Source organism: Paraburkholderia sp., assembly GCF_047605525.1.
Classification (GTDB): Bacteria; Pseudomonadota; Gammaproteobacteria; order Burkholderiales; family Burkholderiaceae; genus Paraburkholderia.
Genome location: NZ_JASGFN010000009.1, coordinates 51,102 through 67,334, shown reverse-complemented (window position 1 = coordinate 67,334; position 16,233 = coordinate 51,102). Strand labels below are relative to the sequence as shown.

Below are 16,233 nucleotides of genomic sequence, written 5' to 3'. Positions count from 1 at the left end.
CGGCGATCCGTCGATGCCTCTCGCGGATAACCAGTGAGAGGAACAGTCATGAATACACCTTCAAATAGCCTGGATCAGGAATGGATCGTATCGCTGATCCAGACCAAGATGATGCCGCCGCGTCTTCCCGCGGGTTGCGTGCAACGGCCAGAATTGCTCAGATTGCTCGATGAACGACGCCCGCAGCATGTGACGCTCGTGATTGCGCCCGCGGGTTTCGGCAAGACAACCCTGCTTGCCAGTTGGAGTGAGGTGCAGTCGAGAAAGAGGCGTTCCGTCGCATGGCTCAGTCTCGATGGAGAAGACGACGATCCACAGCAATTTGGCGCCTATCTGGTGGCGGCACTTTCTCGCGCATCGAAGGACATTGCGTGGCAGGCCCAGCAACTCCTCGATAACGATGCACGCACGCCGGTCAGAACGATCATTTCAGTGCTTCTGAATGGAATCGCCGCATACCGCCGCAGTGTTTTCCTCGTACTCGACGACGTCGACCGCCTGAGCGCAAAGCCCGTTCTTGCGATCGTGTCCCGCTTGCTGCGCTATGCGCCGGACAACCTGCACATTCTGTTCGGCGCGCGCGGCGAGCCGGCGTTGACGCTCGGCGAACTGCGATCGCCCGACAAACTCACGCGCGTGAATGCCGACGATCTGCGTTTCTCGATCGATCATGCCCAGGCATTTTTTGACCACGCAGGTAGCGTGCCGCTTGGACGGAGCAGTGTCGAGTTGTTGAACAGGGCAACCGAGGGATGGGTAGCCGGTTTGCAACTGGCTTCTCTTGCATTGGACCAGGTCGGTGATGCGGCCACGCTTGCCAGCAACCTCGCCGGATCCCGCTCTGGAGTCGATCATTATCTGAACGACACGGTGTTTGTGCATTTGCCGCCGCACATGCTGAAGTTTCTGCTGCACACGTCGATTCTCGATCGGTTTACCGCGACACTGTGCGACGAGGTCGTGGGTGAAGGTGGAAGCGGCGAAAAGCTCGCGTGGCTCGAGCGGCATAACGTATTCATCCGGCTGCTCGATGAAACACAAAACTGGTATTGCTATCACTCGTTGCTGTCCGATGCGCTCAGGCGGCGTCTTGTTCGTCAGATGCCGCAGGAAGTCCCGTTGCTGCATCGGCGGGCAAGTCAATGGTTCTCGCGGGCGCGTCTGTGGTCCGAGGCAGTCCGGCACGCTCTGGCCGCGGGCGATATCGAGCAGGCAGCGCAGTGGGCTGAGAACTGCGCGATGGAGATGCTCGAACGCGGCGACCCGTACCTGTTGCCGGGCTGGATCGGCAAGCTGCCGCCGCATGTCATCGTCGGACGGCGACGTTTGCGTCTTGCGAAAGCGTGGGCTCTCGCAGTCTCGCTGGAAACCGCCCGCGCGTCGAAGGAAATCAATGCGGTTGCCGATGATTTCAACCGTATGCAGCGCGATGATCCGGCGCTGGTCGAAGACACGGCATGGGCTGAGATCAACGCGATCAGAGCGGTGATCGCCGGCACGAACGACGATAGTGAACGCGCGCTCGAACTGGGGCGTGCCGTTGAAGCGTCGACAGTACCTGCTGCGCCGTGGGTGCGGCGTTATGCGCAAACCGCGCAAATTTTCGGGCTGGTGTATAGAGGGCAGTTCAACCAGATCTTCCGCGCGTGGAGAACCGCGGTCAATCACGTAGAACCCGGGCAGAAACCGAACTCATCGGATTTGTTTCGCGACGCGATGTTCGGGCTTGCCGCGATGATCCATGGCGAACTTCCTGACGCCAAACGGATTCTCGAGGTGACGCTGCGGGGCTCCGCAGAGATTCAAGGCGAGTCGTCAGCAGGAGTCGCTGCGTTGGCCGGCTGTCTTGCATCGATTTACTACGAGTGCAATGAACTGTCCAACGCGCGGAAGATGATCGCGGGTCGCATGACCGTTGCATTGGAGACCGCGCCGCTCGCAGCGTTGATGCGATATACGCTTTCCGCGTCGCGCCTGCTGTGGCGTGACGGTGAAAAGGGAACGGCGCTCGCTGTCCTCGAAGACGGTCGGCAGGTTGCGATAACCCGTCGATGGTTGCGTTTGAAGCTGGCGTGCGATGCCGAAACGGTGAGACAGCTCGTTGCCGACGGCAACGTCGTGGAGGCGAGACAGATAGCCGACGAACTGAGCGCTAGCGTGCCGATGATGTGCGAAGGGCGACAGGGATCGGCCATGGAAACGTGGGTCAGCTACTGTCTGCTGCAGGCCCAGGTTCTGCTCGCGGAGAATGCCGCGGAGCATGCCGTCGATTTTCTCTCTCGGCTACTGGACAGTCTGGCTGCATTGGGGTGGCGCTATTCCGAAGCTGTTGTTTTGCTGCTGCTTTCACTCGCGTATGAACAGAACGGTGCTTCCGAACAGGCGTTTTCTGTACTGGGAAACGCGCTGCGGATCGGGAACGCGATTGGCATGGTGAATAGCTTTGTGGACGAAGGGCCGCGGATGCGTGCGTTACTGGAACGTTTCCGTCGAACGCCATCGGAAGTCTCTACAGTGGAAGCTGCTTACATCGACAAGTTACTGTCGGCTTTCGATGAGTTTGACAATGCGTCATCCCGGTTACCGAAGTATGAGCGCACGAAGGTGACGTCGGGCTCCCTCAGCGCGAGAGAACTCGAAATACTCAGCTACGTCGCTCGCGGCCTGTCGAATAAGGAAATTGGCAAATCATTGAAACTGGCGCCCGAGACAGTCAAATGGCACATGAAGAACGTTTTCGAAAAGCTGAACGTGAGCTCTCGATTCGAAGCCGTGCAGAGTGTTTTTGGCGTTGAGCCCGGAAAAGGTTGAAGCGCCGCGTGAGGGCGGGTAATGCCGGACTCCTGCCCGCTGGTCGTTTCCCGCGGGCGCGGAACAGGGTTGTTAGCTTTCGTCGGGTTTCGCGTTGTCCGGCCAATCCTTGCCGATGCCGTTATCCGGTTCCTCCGCGAGCGCCGCACCGATCGAGTACTTGATCAGTTCAGTGTCGGTCTCTACTCCAAGTTTGCGCATCGCGTTGGTCTTTTGTGAGCTGATGGTCTGTTTGCCGCGCTTGAGTTGTGCGGCAATCTCGTTGACAGAAAGTCCCGATACGAATAGCCGAATGGCTTCGGATTCGCGCGCAGTGAGCGCCCGGTTACCGGAACCCACAGATTCAATGTCGAGCTGCCAGACAATCTTCGAAATGGCGGGCGAAAAATAACGACCATTTGCATATGCGCCGTGAACCGCCGCCAACAGATGGTCGTTCGTATCGGCCTTGCTCAGAATGCATTGAATGTCGAGTTTGAGTAGAGACCGGATAACGCCTGGATTGTCAACCATTGTCAATACGACAATTCTCATTGCCGGATACCGTCGCCGCAAAAACGAAAATAACGTAATGCCGTCGCCATAATCGCCGCCGGGCATCGCGTAATCGGATACCAGTACATCGCAAGGCTGTTTTCCTGTTTCCCGCGATGTAATGACGGGCATTACAAACCCCACATAGGTGGTTAACGACTGGGCGGTGGCCCAGGTACGTAGACTGGTCAGACAATCTGTTTATATCGGACTGGACTTTAAATTGATGCAGTACCGTGTCCCATCGTGCGAGAACGAAATCGAATCCAGCAATTGCTGACTCATGCCGTACATCACCAGTACTGGTACGTATCTTGACCCGGAATTACCGATAGAGTAACTGATCGCGAATTGCGCGCGCGTCAACGAACGTCAACTAAGAGCGCGTTTTGGTATTGCGAACACGGGTAACCTCCGTTCTTTGTCCGGTCACATCAACCCCATCAATTCAGGACCAGGCTTCCGTTCATATGTTTCATGGAGCGCATGCTTCGACGGCATGAAACTGTCAAAGCTTTTCCTCGAAGCCAGTCGCTGCCGGATTGGTACGCCGCTTTTGCAGCACCGCTTCGGCCAGTATTTCGAAGCTTTTCAGCATGTCGGAGATCGGAATCATCTCGTTGTTCCGCGCCAGTTCTTCCATCGTCCGGCACATGTCGGCGAGTTCCGTTTCATGAATTACCGCGAACGACCCGCGCAGCGAATGCAGATGCGTCATTACGACCTTCCGATCGCCGGACTGAAGCGCGCTGCTAACGGCTGCAATCGATCGATGCGTGGAATGCGCGAGCGCACTATGAACATCCTCCGGAAGCGGACCTTGAGCAACATCCCAGACCACTGCCGGGCGCCTCGCTGTTTTTGCCTTGTCGATCAGTTGCCGTATAGTCCGGTCAATTTCATCAAGCAGTGCGGGTTTGATTAACACCGCATCGATTCCGGCCTTGTCGCAACGCCGGCGCTCGTCATCCCCGGCATGTGCCGTGATCGCGACGATCGGCACTCCCGTCCCTTGTAGCCGAAGAGTTTCGGCCAACGCATAGCCGTCCATGCCCGGCATATTGAGGTCGGTGAGAACCATGTCATACGAACGTTCGGCGAAGCGGGCCACCGCGGCACTACCACTATTGACGACATTGGCCCGGTAGCCGAGCGCACCGAGCTGCGCGGTCATCAGCGCCCGATTGGCCGGGTTATCCTCGGCGACCAGTATTTCGATCGTTGGAACCTCACCCGACACGCTGAGCTGAACGTCAGGTTCCTGGTCCGGTCTGGCCGTCGCCTCGCTGCGATCGGCTTTCAGAGGCAACGTCACTGCAAAAGTGCTGCCCTCATTCGGTACGCTCCTGATCTCGATCCTGCCGCCCATCAATTCGGTCAGCCGTTTGCAGAGCGAGAGGCCGAGGCCCGTTCCGCCATATCGTCTTGCGATCGAAGAATCCGCTTGCGAGAACGTCTGGAACAACCCCTTCTGCTGCTCGGGCGTCATACCGATGCCGGTATCACTGACGTCGATGACAATGGGCGAATCGTCACGAGTATCGTCTTCGCGATACAACTCGATCATCACCTTGCCGGCGGCGGTAAATTTGATTGCGTTGCTGAACAGATTGGCGACGATCTGCCGGATCCGGTTCGGATCGCCGAGATAGTGCGCAGCGAGGCCGTCATCCACCATGCGTTCGAACTGGAGACCTTTCTCTCCGGCAACCGGCGCGAAAATAGCGCAAGTCTGTTCGATAACTTCGACGAGATCGAAGCGGATCACCTCGATGTTCAACTGGCCGGATTCGATCTTGGAGAAGTCGAGAATGTCATTGATGATCGCCAGCAGCACCTTCGATGACGTGGTCACCGAATGCAGATAATCGCTTTGATGCTCCGGGAGCGGCAAGCGCGCCATCAGTTCCAGGTTGCCGAGGATGGCGTTGAGCGGCGTGCGGATCTCGTGACTCATCATCGCAAAGAACACTGATTTCGCCTGGTTGGCTGCGTCTGCCGCTATCCGTGCTTCCTGCAATGTGCGTTCGATTGCCTTGCGGGCAGTGATATCGGAGAAGTTGCACAGCAATGCGTCGGCACCCTGGTATTTGGTCGCGACCAGACCTACTTCGAGGTCGCAAACGCTCCCATCCTTGAGTTTCAGCGGGATCTCCAGGTGCGCTTGCCCTGGGGGCTTTCGGGTAGCCTTTTTGAAGTGATTGATCATTTGCACGTGCAGAGGCACGTCCGACGGCGAACTGTTGGCCTCATACGCGCGCATCACGTCGTTTTCCAGTAGCACGTCACCGCTATCGAGCGACAGGAGTGTCAGGCCAAACGGCGTCGTCGAAATGATGGTCCGATTGAGCTCTTCGCTTTCGAATACACGCTGCGAGCGCAGGTAGCCCGGCGTGAAGATCTTCCGATCCAGCAGCAGCAAAACGCTCCATAAAATGCCGATCAACAGCAGCAGCGCGACACAATAGCCGGCCAGTTTCGGCCACAGTTCGACCACGATGGTTCGCCAGGAAAACGCATAGATCAATGTCCAGTCGGTGATCTTCAGCCGATTGCTGATGACGAACAGGCCGTCGTGAAAGCGCAACTGGATCTTTCCCGTTTCGTTGTTCCATGCGTTCGAACGCCTGATTCTATTGGTCAGGCTGTCCTGGTCGCCTGCATTGGAGTCCGTGCTGGCAAAGATGTGTCCTTGCCGATCGAGCACGAGGGAGACCGCATCGTATTGACCCACCGGGAGCATCGCTTCCAGCACCCCGACCGGAAAATTATTGGCAAACACGACGACTGGCTTGCCGTCGAAGAAAGCGGCTTGCGACATTCGAATCACCGGCCCTTCCAGGAGCAGGCCAGGCGACGGAGGTTGCCATACGGGATGCGGATCGGTGCGCAGTCTGGCAATGGTGGTCGGATCGCTCAGATCACCGAGATCGGGCGCGACATGATCGAGCAGATCATGGACACTCGTGGCATGGCTTGATTCGATCGGCGTGCCATTCCTCGGCGCGGGCATGAACGCGACGAAACTGCGGTCGGGGCTATAGGCATAGAAGTAGCCGAGCCTCTCGTAGCCTAGTTCCTGCGCATAAGCGCCGACCCACGAGGAGAACTCCTTGGACATCGCGAGATACGGCGTCAACGCGTCGACAGTATTCCTGGCCGTAATGTCACCGAGCACCAGCATCGGCGCGAAGCGGCCATTACGCTGCAAAACGATGCGACCGCCGTTCTCCGAGAAGCTGTCGATGAATGATCTTTCCGGCACCGGACGACTACCCCAAACAGCTTCCTCATGCGCGATGCTCGCCCGAAAACCGCTGTCTCTTATGCGTAATTCCAGTTGCAGCAGCGTGTCGTGCAACACGAATTCCGCATACCGTTCGGCGATGTAATCCTTCACGAGCGAATACAGTACGACGCCGGTTACGAACGCAAGAACAATGGAGGTGATGATGCCGCCGCCGTACAGCAGACCGCGTTGGTAGCGATTCAGAACACCGGGGAAATCGATATGTGATGCCGTGCTCTCGTGCGGGTGATCCTTATGCCTATGAATTGCCATATCGATTGACGGCCCCACTTTATTGGGTTCGTAAATGATAGGTCAATTCTCGCAAATAGTTAGGTAATTGGAATAGTCAAGAAAATTGATATTTACACCGTTGGTCGTGAAGTAAAAACAATAGAAAAATGCAAGAATAAAAAAGGGGGGTGGCAGATCGAAATCTATTCGTGCAATCCCCCCCAACCGAAAATTCGCACACGCAATACATTGCGCGAATAGCAGCAGATCCAGCCACCACGAATAGACTCTTCGATTTCATATGCAAAGCATGAATTAACCGAAATGCCACTGCTCGCCATTGCGAGCGACAACGGCAATCTGACCCGTGCCTACCGCCTCGTGCCACCAGGCATGGCAGTGCCCGTTGATGCCTCTCGTGCCGATGCTTGTCGAACCCGTCTACGGTCCGCTTACGCGATGCGCGATGCAATCATTGCAGGAAACAGGCGACATTGGCGCGGACGTTCGGGAACGCGTATTGCGTGACCTTCACGATGGTCTGTCGCAGAACATGGGCCAAATCCGCAACCTCATCAAGGAGAAGCACATGAACCCGGATAAAGGCGCGAACCACCAATCTTCCAACCCTGCGCAACCGGGCCGCGAAACCGGCCAGCAGCAACAGAACCAGAAGCCGCCGCAGCATCAGGCCGGCCAGCGCCAGCCCTGATGCTGGCGAGTCCGGGCCGCGTCCGCGGGTGGCATGGATAAGGAACCGATACTGAAATTCGGCGAATGGCGGATTGCGATGGCGCAAAAAGGCGAAGTAAAAAAAGTTCATATCTACCTGTTCGATGCGCGCGACCCAGCGAGGCGCGAGCAGGCACTGATCCGGCTCGACAAGGCCGGTTACATGGTCACGCTTGCGCGCCTCGCGGCCGAGGATTTATCGACCTATACGCAGGCGCGCGAACGGCCCGAACTGCAGAGCCTGTTAAGGCGGCTAGCGCCAGGCGACACGCTGGTGGTACTGGAGTTGGCGGCGCTCGGTTGCAACGCGCGCGACATTCTTTCAACCGTGATGCAATACCGGAAAGCCGAGGTACTGCTGCGATGCGTCGAAATGGGTCATACCGATCTCGCGGGACGTCCGGAGCCTTCGGCGGTGAAGGCGTTGCGCGCGCTGGTGCGACTCGATGCCACCTGCCGCAGCCTGCGCAGCCGAGACAGTCTTGCCGCCGTGCGCGCGGCCGGCAAGCACACGGGCAGGCCGCTGTCGCTGTCCGAACAGCAGCGTCAGCGAATACTGCAATCGCTCGGCAGAGGGCAGTCGGTCAGCGAAGTCGCGCGCCGCTTCGGTACGTCACGCCAGACGGTGATGCGTATTCGCGCCGACGCGCGTCCGTAAGCATACTGTTACGAACAGGCGGTGACGCTTTGTACTGAAAGCTAGCTGATCTACTCTCAATGAAGTTCTCGTCAATGCAAAACACGTGTGGTCCGAACCCGAGGCGCAGCGTGTTGCCGTGTTGAAGCCGTGAACGTAAAACGTCTGACTATCTATGCGAGCCCAGGATCACTGCGCGTCATCGCAGTATGGAAAAGTCTGATCGAACATCACGTGCAGGTATGCGGATGGTCCGCGCACGTGAACTGCGCCGGCGGACGGGAGTCGCTGAGCGTGGATCTCGTCGACTGTCCGCCCGATCGTCTCGCAGTCATCTCGGCGGCGTTGAGCGCGGGAACGATGACGGTGCTGATGACCGACGCCGAATCGGCCAGCCAGCGCGCCTGATTCCGATACGCCTGCGCGCAATGACTTCGGCAGCCTGTTTGCGCGCTGCCGTCGGGTTGCATGTCGAGTTGCAGTACGCCATTGCCCGTTCGCCCTTCGCGGCATGGCTTTGAGCGGCCCTCCGCGGGCACGACTCCCCTGGCGGCCCTTGTGGCCGCTCTTTTTATTGCGTTTCTCGATTGCTCGCTGACGTCGCCGTGCGGTACGTGCTTGAAGGCTCGTATTGTCATCGACTGTTCCCATGTTCACTCCGGTATGACGCTTGCTCGTCGCACATCGCGCACTCTGCGCATTGCGATCGATAGACTCATCCGGCCAGACCATCCTCGCACGGACAGCGGAGACACCGCCAGTGACCAGCATTCACACGCCAGACGGCACGTTGGCGCAGTCGATCACCCGCGCCGCGCTACGCTCCGCGGCGGCGGCCTATGTCGAGATCATCGGCTACCTCGATTTCAACGGACGCTATCCCGGCATCGTGACCGGCAATACGGTGCGGTTCGGTTACGCCGCGATTTCGCGCGACTGGGTGGCCGCCGCATCGTTCGGCATCGTGCTTGTGCTGTTCTTCGGCGGTTGCGTGTGCGGCGGCATCGCGCACCCGCTGCTTCCCGGAGCGCTCATATTCGTTTGCATCGCGCTGGGTTATTGGCGTGACGGGCGCGGCTGACGCCGGCGCGCGATTCCATTGAAAGTCTCCGCACAGTGGCATTCCTTCGTATACAATCGTACTCAACGTGCGGGTAAGCACATCGCGCGTTCACACCGATCAGAAGGAGGCGCGATGAGACAACAGCAACGAACAGTGTTTCTCTTATCGCGGCCGCGCATACCGCGCTTATTGGATACCGCATGAGCCTCGCCGCCCAATTCATCGATCACGTGCTCGGCTGGTCGCCCGACGATCCGGCCTTGATCGAGCGCGTGCGCCAGATCGTGCTGGACGGTCTGGCCGTCGCGGTCGCCGGGTCGAGCGAGCCGGGGCCGACGCACGTGTCCGAACTGTCGAAGGCGCTGCACATCGCCGAGGGGCCGTCCAGCGTGATCGGGCACGGCTACGCTGCGCCGTCCATCGTTGCGGCGCGCATCAACGGCATGTCGATGCACGTGCTCGATTTCGAACCGATGTGGAATCCGCCGAATCACGCCGTGTCGTCGATTCTGCCCGCGCTGCTGGCGCTCGCCGAAGCGCGCGAGCAGGAAACCGGCGAGCCGCATGGCGAAGCGCTGTTGCGCGCGTTCGCGAAGGGTATCGAGGCGCAAGGGCGGCTGCGGATGTCGTCGCAGCAGATCGAGCCCGCGCAATTGAGTCTGCATCCGCCCGGCGTCGTGGGGCCGCTTGCCGCGGCACTCGCGTGCGCGGACCTGCTCGGCCTCGACCGGCAACGCGCGACGGCGGCGCTCGGCATCGCGGCGTCGCGCAGCGGCGGCGTGCTCGCGAACATCGGCTCGCAGACCAAGGCGCTGCATTGCGGCGATTCGGCGTCGCATGGGCTCGAAGCGGCGCTGCTCGCGGCGCGCGGTTTCACCGCGGGACCGGATGCGCTCGGCGGTCCGCGCGGCTGGGGCCAGGGCTATTTCGGCGAGCGTTTCGACGCGGACGCATTGCTCGCGCCGATGGGCGCGGGCCGCGCGCTGCAACCGGGACTGTCGTGGAAGCTGTTCCCGTCGCAGTTCGCGACGCACTATGCGATCACCGCCGCGCTCGATGCGCGCGCACGGATCGACGGTTTCGACGCCGCGCAGATCGAGCGCATCGAACTGCATGCACCGGTGATGCCGTATATCGACCGTCCGAAGCCGGAAACCGGCCTCGACGGCAAGTTTTCCTGGCAATACACGGCGGCCATCGCATTGCTCGACGGTCAGGTCGTGCCGGCGTCGTTCACGGATGCGCGCCGCTTCGCACCGGACGTCGATGCGCTGCTCGAGCGTATCGTGCTGAACGCCGACGCGTCGATCCCGGGCGCACTCGACAGGATGCATGTCGAAATCGCGCTGCATCTGCGCGATGGCCGGGTCATCGAAGCGTGCTGCACGGCACCGCTCGGTAGCTGGCATCGTCCGGTGGGCGCGGACGCCGTGCGCAACAAGGCAGCCGCTCTGCTTACCGACACATGGGGCGAGGCGCGCGCGCGGCAGGTGCTGGAACTCGCCGACGCGATGAGCGGGCCGTTCGAGGTGCGTCGCCTGATGTCCGCGCTGCGCTGATGCGCGAGCGTGAACAGGGGTATGGTCTCGCCGGTCATCCGCCTATACTCGTGAACTGGATCTATCGGAACAAGGTTGCAACGTGATCGACAAATCTACCGCATCTGTCAGCGACAACGAACCGGCCGTCGATACCGGCCAGGGGTCGCTGGCCCAATACGTCTATGCGCAGTTGCGTCAGGAGATACGTAACCGGCAACTGGCATCGGGCGACCGTCTGCGTGAAGTCGATATCGCCGAGCGGCTCGCGGTGAGCCGCACGCCGGTGCGCGAGGCGCTCAAGCGACTGGAAGCGGAGGGCGTGGTTCGCTTCGCGCCGCCGCGCGGCTTCGTGGTCGTGCAATTGTCGGCGAAGCAGGTGATGGAGCTGTACGCAATGCGCAAGGTGCTGGTCGGCGCCGCCGCGCGCTTCGCGGCGGAACAGGCGTCGCCGATCGAGATCCTGTCGATGCAGCAGATGCTCTCGCAACTGGAAAAGGCGAAGACGCCCGATGAAGTCGCCGGGCTGAACCGCCGGCTTCACGAGATCATCGTCGCGGCCGCGCACAATGAGTATCTGTACAAGACCGCGAACGTGCTGATCGACGCGCTGAATCTGCTCGGTACGACCACCTATTCGATGCCGGGGCGCATCAAGTCGGGGCTGAAGGAGAACAAGGAGATCGTCGCGTGCATCGCGCGCCATGATGCGGACGGCGCGGAACGCGCGGCGCAGGCGCATGTGGGCGCGGCGACGGAGTTGCGCCTGCAGATGCTGTTCGGCGGAACGGGAACCTGATGTGGAGCGCCGGGCAGTGATGCTGCCCGGCGTACGCATGACCGGTACGCGCGGCTAGACCGCTTGCAATAGCTTCGTGATCGCCCGGACCTTGCGCCTGCCGCCCGCCATCAGCATATCGAGCAGCGCATTCCCCCTCTCTTGTGGCAACGTCAGTCCGGCCGTGCCACGGAATTTTGCCTCGATTTCCTCGGCACCGAGCGCGCGCTCGCCACTGCCGAGATTCACCGGCACATGCTCGCGGTGCGTGCTGCCGTCGCGCATCCGCACGCTCACTTCGCCCGGGAAATAGCGCGGGAAATCGCATTCCTGCAGCGCTTCGCAGCGCACCTTCGCGGCGAGCGCGAGGATCGCGCGATCGTGCAGCACCGCGTCTTCCAGTTCCGCAAGACCGAAGTGTCCGCGCAACAGACAGGTAGCGACCACGAAGTGCGTGCTGAACTTCGCCTCGTAATCGGTTTTCGGCAGCGCTTTCGCGGCCTCCGGTTCCGCGACGATCGGCAAGGTCGGCGCGGGCAGGCGGCAGACGATCGTCTCGATGTCGTCGACGTTCAGACCGCTTGCCTTCAGATGCAACGCGGCTTCCGCGCAACCGTGAATGAAATGGCACACCGGATACGGCTTGATCGCGGTCCCTTCCATCGTCCACGTCTCGCCGAGTCCTCGTGTGATCGACGCGAGATCGACGTCGTCCGTGTGCGCCTGCAAGTGCGAATCGAACAGCGCGAAGCGGCCTTCGTAGGGGCGCGACGGTCCCGCGAAGCCGTGTTTGGCCAGATGCGCCGCCGTGATGCCCGCGAGCGCGCCCCAGCCCGAATGCAGGCGCTTGGTCCATGCGCCTTCTTCGAGGAATACCTGGACGCCCGCCGCCGTGCTCGCGACGATGCCCTGCGCAGCCGTCAACTGCTCGGCGTCGAGGCCCATCAGCTTGCCCGCGACCACGGCCGAGCTGAAGTGCGACACGATCCCCGTCGCATGAAAGCCCGCGTGATGCAGCCCGCCCTTCACGGCGACGCCGAGGCGGATCGCCGTTTCCATGCCGGCGATATAGGCGGTGAGCATGTCGTCCCAATCGGCATCGAGCGCCTCGCCGAGCGCGAGCGCGGCGGGCAGACAAGCGACCGTGGGATGCACGATCGCGAGCGGATGCGTGTCGTCGAAATCGAGGCCGTGCATCAGGAAGCCGTTCGCAAGCGCGGCGTCGCGCGGCGCGAGCGCGCGTGTGGCCGGCTCACCGATCACGGTCGCCGCACCGGACGAACCGGCGGCCGCGATGCCCGCGAGGGTCGCGCCCGCGAACGGATAGCGGCGCGCCGCGAAGCCGAGGCCGAGCGCATCGGTGATGTGATGCATGGCCTTGCGGCGCAGCGCGTCGGGAAGCGCTGCGGGCGTCAGCGCGCAGGCGAATTCCGCGAGCGCGCGGGCGATCGGTTGCGGGGTTGTCGTCATCGTTTGATGGCCTTGCTTGCAGTGAACGCTCAGTGATTGCCGGGACGCAGCGCCGAGCGGTCGAGCTCGCTCTGCGCGTCGTGAAGCGGCACCGGGTTGATGGTCTCGAGCCGCCGTCCGGTAGTGCGCGCGCCGAACAGCAGCGTGACGGCCGACGTGCACAGCCACGCGCCCGCGATATAGGCGAACACCCACACGTAGCCGAAGTTCGTGTAGATCGCCGCGATGATGAACGCGTTCGCGACGTTCGCCAGCCGCCCCATCCCGTATGCGAAGCCCGCGCCGGTATTGCGGATGTCGGTCGGATACTGCTCCGGCGTGTACGCGTAGCAGAGCGCGGCGAAAGTCTGCAACAGCATGCCGACGACGAAGCCGAACGACACGATCAGCACCGGCTGGAACGTGAGGCCGTACAGCAGGCCGAACACCGCGATCAGGAACGCCGCGGCCGCGATGCTGAACTTGCGTTCGAAGCGATCGGCGAGATAGGTTGCGATCAGCGCGCCCGGCACGGCGCCGACGTTGATCAGCGTGATGTAAGTGAGGCTGTGCGTGATCGTGATGCCGTGCTGGACGAGCAGCGTCGGCACCCATGCCTGGAAGCCGTAGAAGCCGAGCGTCTGCAGAATCCAGATCGCCCACAGCGTCAGTGTGCGGCCGATGTACTGGCCTTTGAACATCGCGGTCCAGCGCGCGCGCACTTCGGGCGGGCGCGTGGCGGCGACGGCTTCGGGCAGCGGTCCCGTGCTCTTCTCGACTTCGGTTTCGATGCGGCGCAGCAGCGCGTCCGCTTCGGCGAGCCGGCCCTGGCGCGACAGCCAGCGCGGTGACTCGGGAAAGAACTTCGCGAACGCGAGGAACACGATGCCGAGCGCGCCCCACACGAAGATCCAGCGCCAGCCGTCCGGACCCGACGGCACTACCAGACGCGCGACCCAGCTCGTGATCGGAATGCCCGTGAGCGCGATCACCATCGCCCAGCCTTGCCACGTGCCGCGCGAGCGCGCCGGGAACATCTCGGCGATGTAGGCCATCACCACGGCGGTCGCCGATGAAATGCCGACGCCCGTGAGCACGCGCGTGATCATCAGGATCGGCACGTCGGGCGCGAGCGCGTTGGCGAGCGAGAACAGCGAGTAGAACGCGACGTAGATGATCAGCGCGCGCTTGCGGCCGATGCGGTCCGACAGCATGCCGCCCAGCGTCGCGCCGATGAACATGCCGAAGAAGCCGCCCGAGGTCAGCATCGCGATGGCCGGGATCGACAGGCCCCATTCCTTGACGAGCGCGGGCGCCGCGTACGAGAAGGTGAAGATGTCGCTGATGTCGAAGAAGAAGGGCAGGCTGACGAGCGCGAGCAGCTTCCAGTGAAAGCGCGAGACGGGCAGCCGGTCGACCCGCGCGGCGATCAGTTCGTCATTCATGATTCACCTCGCGCATCGTCCATTGCACCTCGGACGCGCCGCCACGCAATCCGGATGCACCGCGAGTCAAACGGAAAACGTTCCGCATGGGAGTCTCCATCCATGATGTTGGTATCACTGCCGGTAATCGTGCTTCTACTCCTGCTTTTACTCGTGCTGCTGCATGCAAATGCCGTGTTGTGTTTGCCGTCCGCGTCGGTGTGTCAGGGTACCCACGACGTCTCGACCGATTCGGCGTTGTGGGGCCGCGCGATCACCTGCGGCGCAGCCTGCGTTGCATTCGATCGGCAGGCACCGGGCAGCGCGCGTTTCATCAGCAGGCGCGTGAGCGTGCTGAGATCCTCGACTTCATCGATCGCTTCGAGCCGTTCGTACAGCGACAACGCTTCCGATGGACCGATCGCGCGTTTTGCGCAGTCCTCGAACTTCTCCCATAGCTCGTCGGCGGACATCGGATTGCTGGGACCGCGGCCGATCAGGTTGTCGATGCGTTTGGTCAGCACCTTGCCGTCGCGCAGCGTCACCGTGACTTCGGCGCCGAACTGATGCGGCGAATTCTCCGGCATGTCGGGATGCGGCTCCGTGCGTGTGATCGCGAGCAACCGCTGGATGCGCGCGTCGCGATACGCGTCGCCCTCGAAGTGTTCGAGCCGTACCGCGCCGTCGACCAGTGCGCGCGCCACAACATACTGCACGCTGAACTTCGCGCCGAGCGGGCTTTGCGGCTGCGGGTTGTCGGTATGCGGCAGACGGCGGCGATGCGCGCGAATCAGGACCGATTCGATCTGCTCCGGCTCGATGCGCGCTTCCTGTCTGAGCGCGAGCGCCATCGCGATTGCCGGATGCGTGCTGCCGCAGCACGGAAACTGCTTGAGCCCGAGCGTGTCGCTCCCGACTTCGAGCGGCTCGCCCCATGATTCGAAGATGCGCTCGGCGTCGTAGGTGCCGGGTCCATTGAACGCGTTGAAAAAGCCCTGCTTGTGTTCGAGCGCGAGCGCATTGGCCGTGTAGCCGCGCTGCGCGAGCAACACCGCGAAGAGGCCGTTGCGGCAGGTGTGGCCGACATGCAGCGGCTTGACCATGGTGCCGAAATTGGCCTTCAACCCTGACGCGAGCGACGCCGCGATCGCGAGCGCCGTGGTCGTGCGCGCTGCGTCGAGTTGCAGAAGATGACTTGCCGCCGCGACCGTGCCGAAGATACCGAGCGTCGCGGTCGGATGCCAGCCCTTGTCGTAGTGATGGAAATTGACCGCGTGCGCGAAGCGGATTTCCGTTTCGATTCCGACGACGTAGGCATCGACGAGCGCGCGGCCCGAGCGCTTGCCTGCTTCCGCGAGCGCGATGAGCGGCGCGACGAGCGGTACCGACTGATGGCCGCCGAACGGCTGGCTGAAGTCGTCGTAGTCGAGCGCATGCGACGCGGTGCCGTTGATCAGCGCCGCGTCGAGCGCGGAAGTCTTGCGGGTTGTGCCGAAGATCGTGCACGGCCCGTTGGCTTCGGCGACGCCGGGCGTGTCGAGCAGGATCTGCGCGCACGGCTCCTGCGAGCCGGCGAGCGTCACGCCGATCGTATCGGTGATCGCGATCCGCGCGGCCTCGCGTGCGCTCGTGCTAATCCTGTGCGTATCGAAGCCGACGATGCGTTCGGCAAGACGCCTCGCGACGCTGGCATCGACGCTGGTGTCGGGAGATGTCGTCTGACGGTCCATGATGTGTCTCCGCC

12 protein-coding genes are annotated in these 16,233 nt (G+C 61.6%); 7 read left to right on the top strand and 5 right to left on the bottom strand.

The window, feature by feature from the left end; genetic code table 11:
• The first annotated feature begins 48 nt into the window (after positions 1-48).
• Positions 49-2,811: a LuxR C-terminal-related transcriptional regulator gene (locus QM685_RS14750; RefSeq protein WP_415117099.1), complete on the top strand. Its 2,763-nt coding sequence runs from the start codon at positions 49-51 to the stop codon at positions 2,809-2,811.
• Between the two features lie 72 nt (positions 2,812-2,883).
• On the opposite strand, the gene QM685_RS14745 is transcribed toward QM685_RS14750, so the two are convergent.
• On the bottom strand, positions 2,884-3,477 hold the full coding sequence (locus QM685_RS14745; RefSeq protein ID WP_415117098.1) for a LuxR C-terminal-related transcriptional regulator: 594 nt from the start codon (positions 3,475-3,477) through the stop codon (positions 2,884-2,886).
• A gap of 376 nt (positions 3,478-3,853) precedes the next feature.
• Positions 3,854-6,907, bottom strand: a complete 3,054-nt coding sequence (locus QM685_RS14740; RefSeq protein ID WP_415117097.1) for an ATP-binding protein — start codon at positions 6,905-6,907, stop codon at positions 3,854-3,856.
• 427 nt (positions 6,908-7,334) lie between these two features.
• Here QM685_RS14740 and QM685_RS14735 point away from each other — a divergent pair, with 427 nt between their 5' ends.
• The 6 genes from QM685_RS14735 to QM685_RS14710 all read left to right on the top strand — a co-directional run bounded on the left by QM685_RS14735 (position 7,335) and on the right by QM685_RS14710 (position 11,637).
• Positions 7,335-7,580 (top strand): hypothetical protein, encoded by a 246-nt coding sequence (locus tag QM685_RS14735; RefSeq protein ID WP_415117096.1) that lies wholly within the window; start codon positions 7,335-7,337, stop codon positions 7,578-7,580.
• A gap of 33 nt (positions 7,581-7,613) precedes the next feature.
• Positions 7,614-8,258: a recombinase family protein gene (locus tag QM685_RS14730; protein WP_415117095.1), complete on the top strand. Its 645-nt coding sequence runs from the start codon at positions 7,614-7,616 to the stop codon at positions 8,256-8,258.
• Positions 8,259-8,387: 129 nt separating this feature from the next.
• Positions 8,388-8,645, top strand: coding sequence for a hypothetical protein (locus QM685_RS14725; protein WP_415117094.1), 258 nt, complete (start codon positions 8,388-8,390; stop codon positions 8,643-8,645).
• 352 nt (positions 8,646-8,997) lie between these two features.
• On the top strand, positions 8,998-9,318 hold the full coding sequence (locus tag QM685_RS14720; RefSeq protein WP_415117093.1) for a DUF1275 family protein: 321 nt from the start codon (positions 8,998-9,000) through the stop codon (positions 9,316-9,318).
• A 182-nt stretch (positions 9,319-9,500) separates the two neighbouring features.
• Positions 9,501-10,859: an MmgE/PrpD family protein gene (locus tag QM685_RS14715; protein WP_415117092.1), complete on the top strand. Its 1,359-nt coding sequence runs from the start codon at positions 9,501-9,503 to the stop codon at positions 10,857-10,859.
• 82 nt (positions 10,860-10,941) lie between these two features.
• Positions 10,942-11,637, top strand: a complete 696-nt coding sequence (locus QM685_RS14710) for a GntR family transcriptional regulator (RefSeq protein WP_415117091.1) — start codon at positions 10,942-10,944, stop codon at positions 11,635-11,637.
• A 54-nt stretch (positions 11,638-11,691) separates the two neighbouring features.
• Here QM685_RS14710 and QM685_RS14705 read toward each other — a convergent pair whose 3' ends face one another.
• The 3 genes from QM685_RS14705 to QM685_RS14695 form a co-directional block, all read right to left on the bottom strand.
• Positions 11,692-13,086, bottom strand: coding sequence for an MmgE/PrpD family protein (locus QM685_RS14705; RefSeq protein WP_415117090.1), 1,395 nt, complete (start codon positions 13,084-13,086; stop codon positions 11,692-11,694).
• A 29-nt stretch (positions 13,087-13,115) separates the two neighbouring features.
• Positions 13,116-14,510: an MFS transporter gene (locus QM685_RS14700; protein WP_415117089.1), complete on the bottom strand. Its 1,395-nt coding sequence runs from the start codon at positions 14,508-14,510 to the stop codon at positions 13,116-13,118.
• A 203-nt stretch (positions 14,511-14,713) separates the two neighbouring features.
• The gene (locus QM685_RS14695; RefSeq protein WP_415117088.1) at positions 14,714-16,219 is read right to left on the bottom strand and encodes an MmgE/PrpD family protein; all 1,506 of its coding nucleotides are present in this window, start codon (positions 16,217-16,219) and stop codon (positions 14,714-14,716) included.
• Between the last annotated feature and the right edge of the window lie 14 nt (positions 16,220-16,233).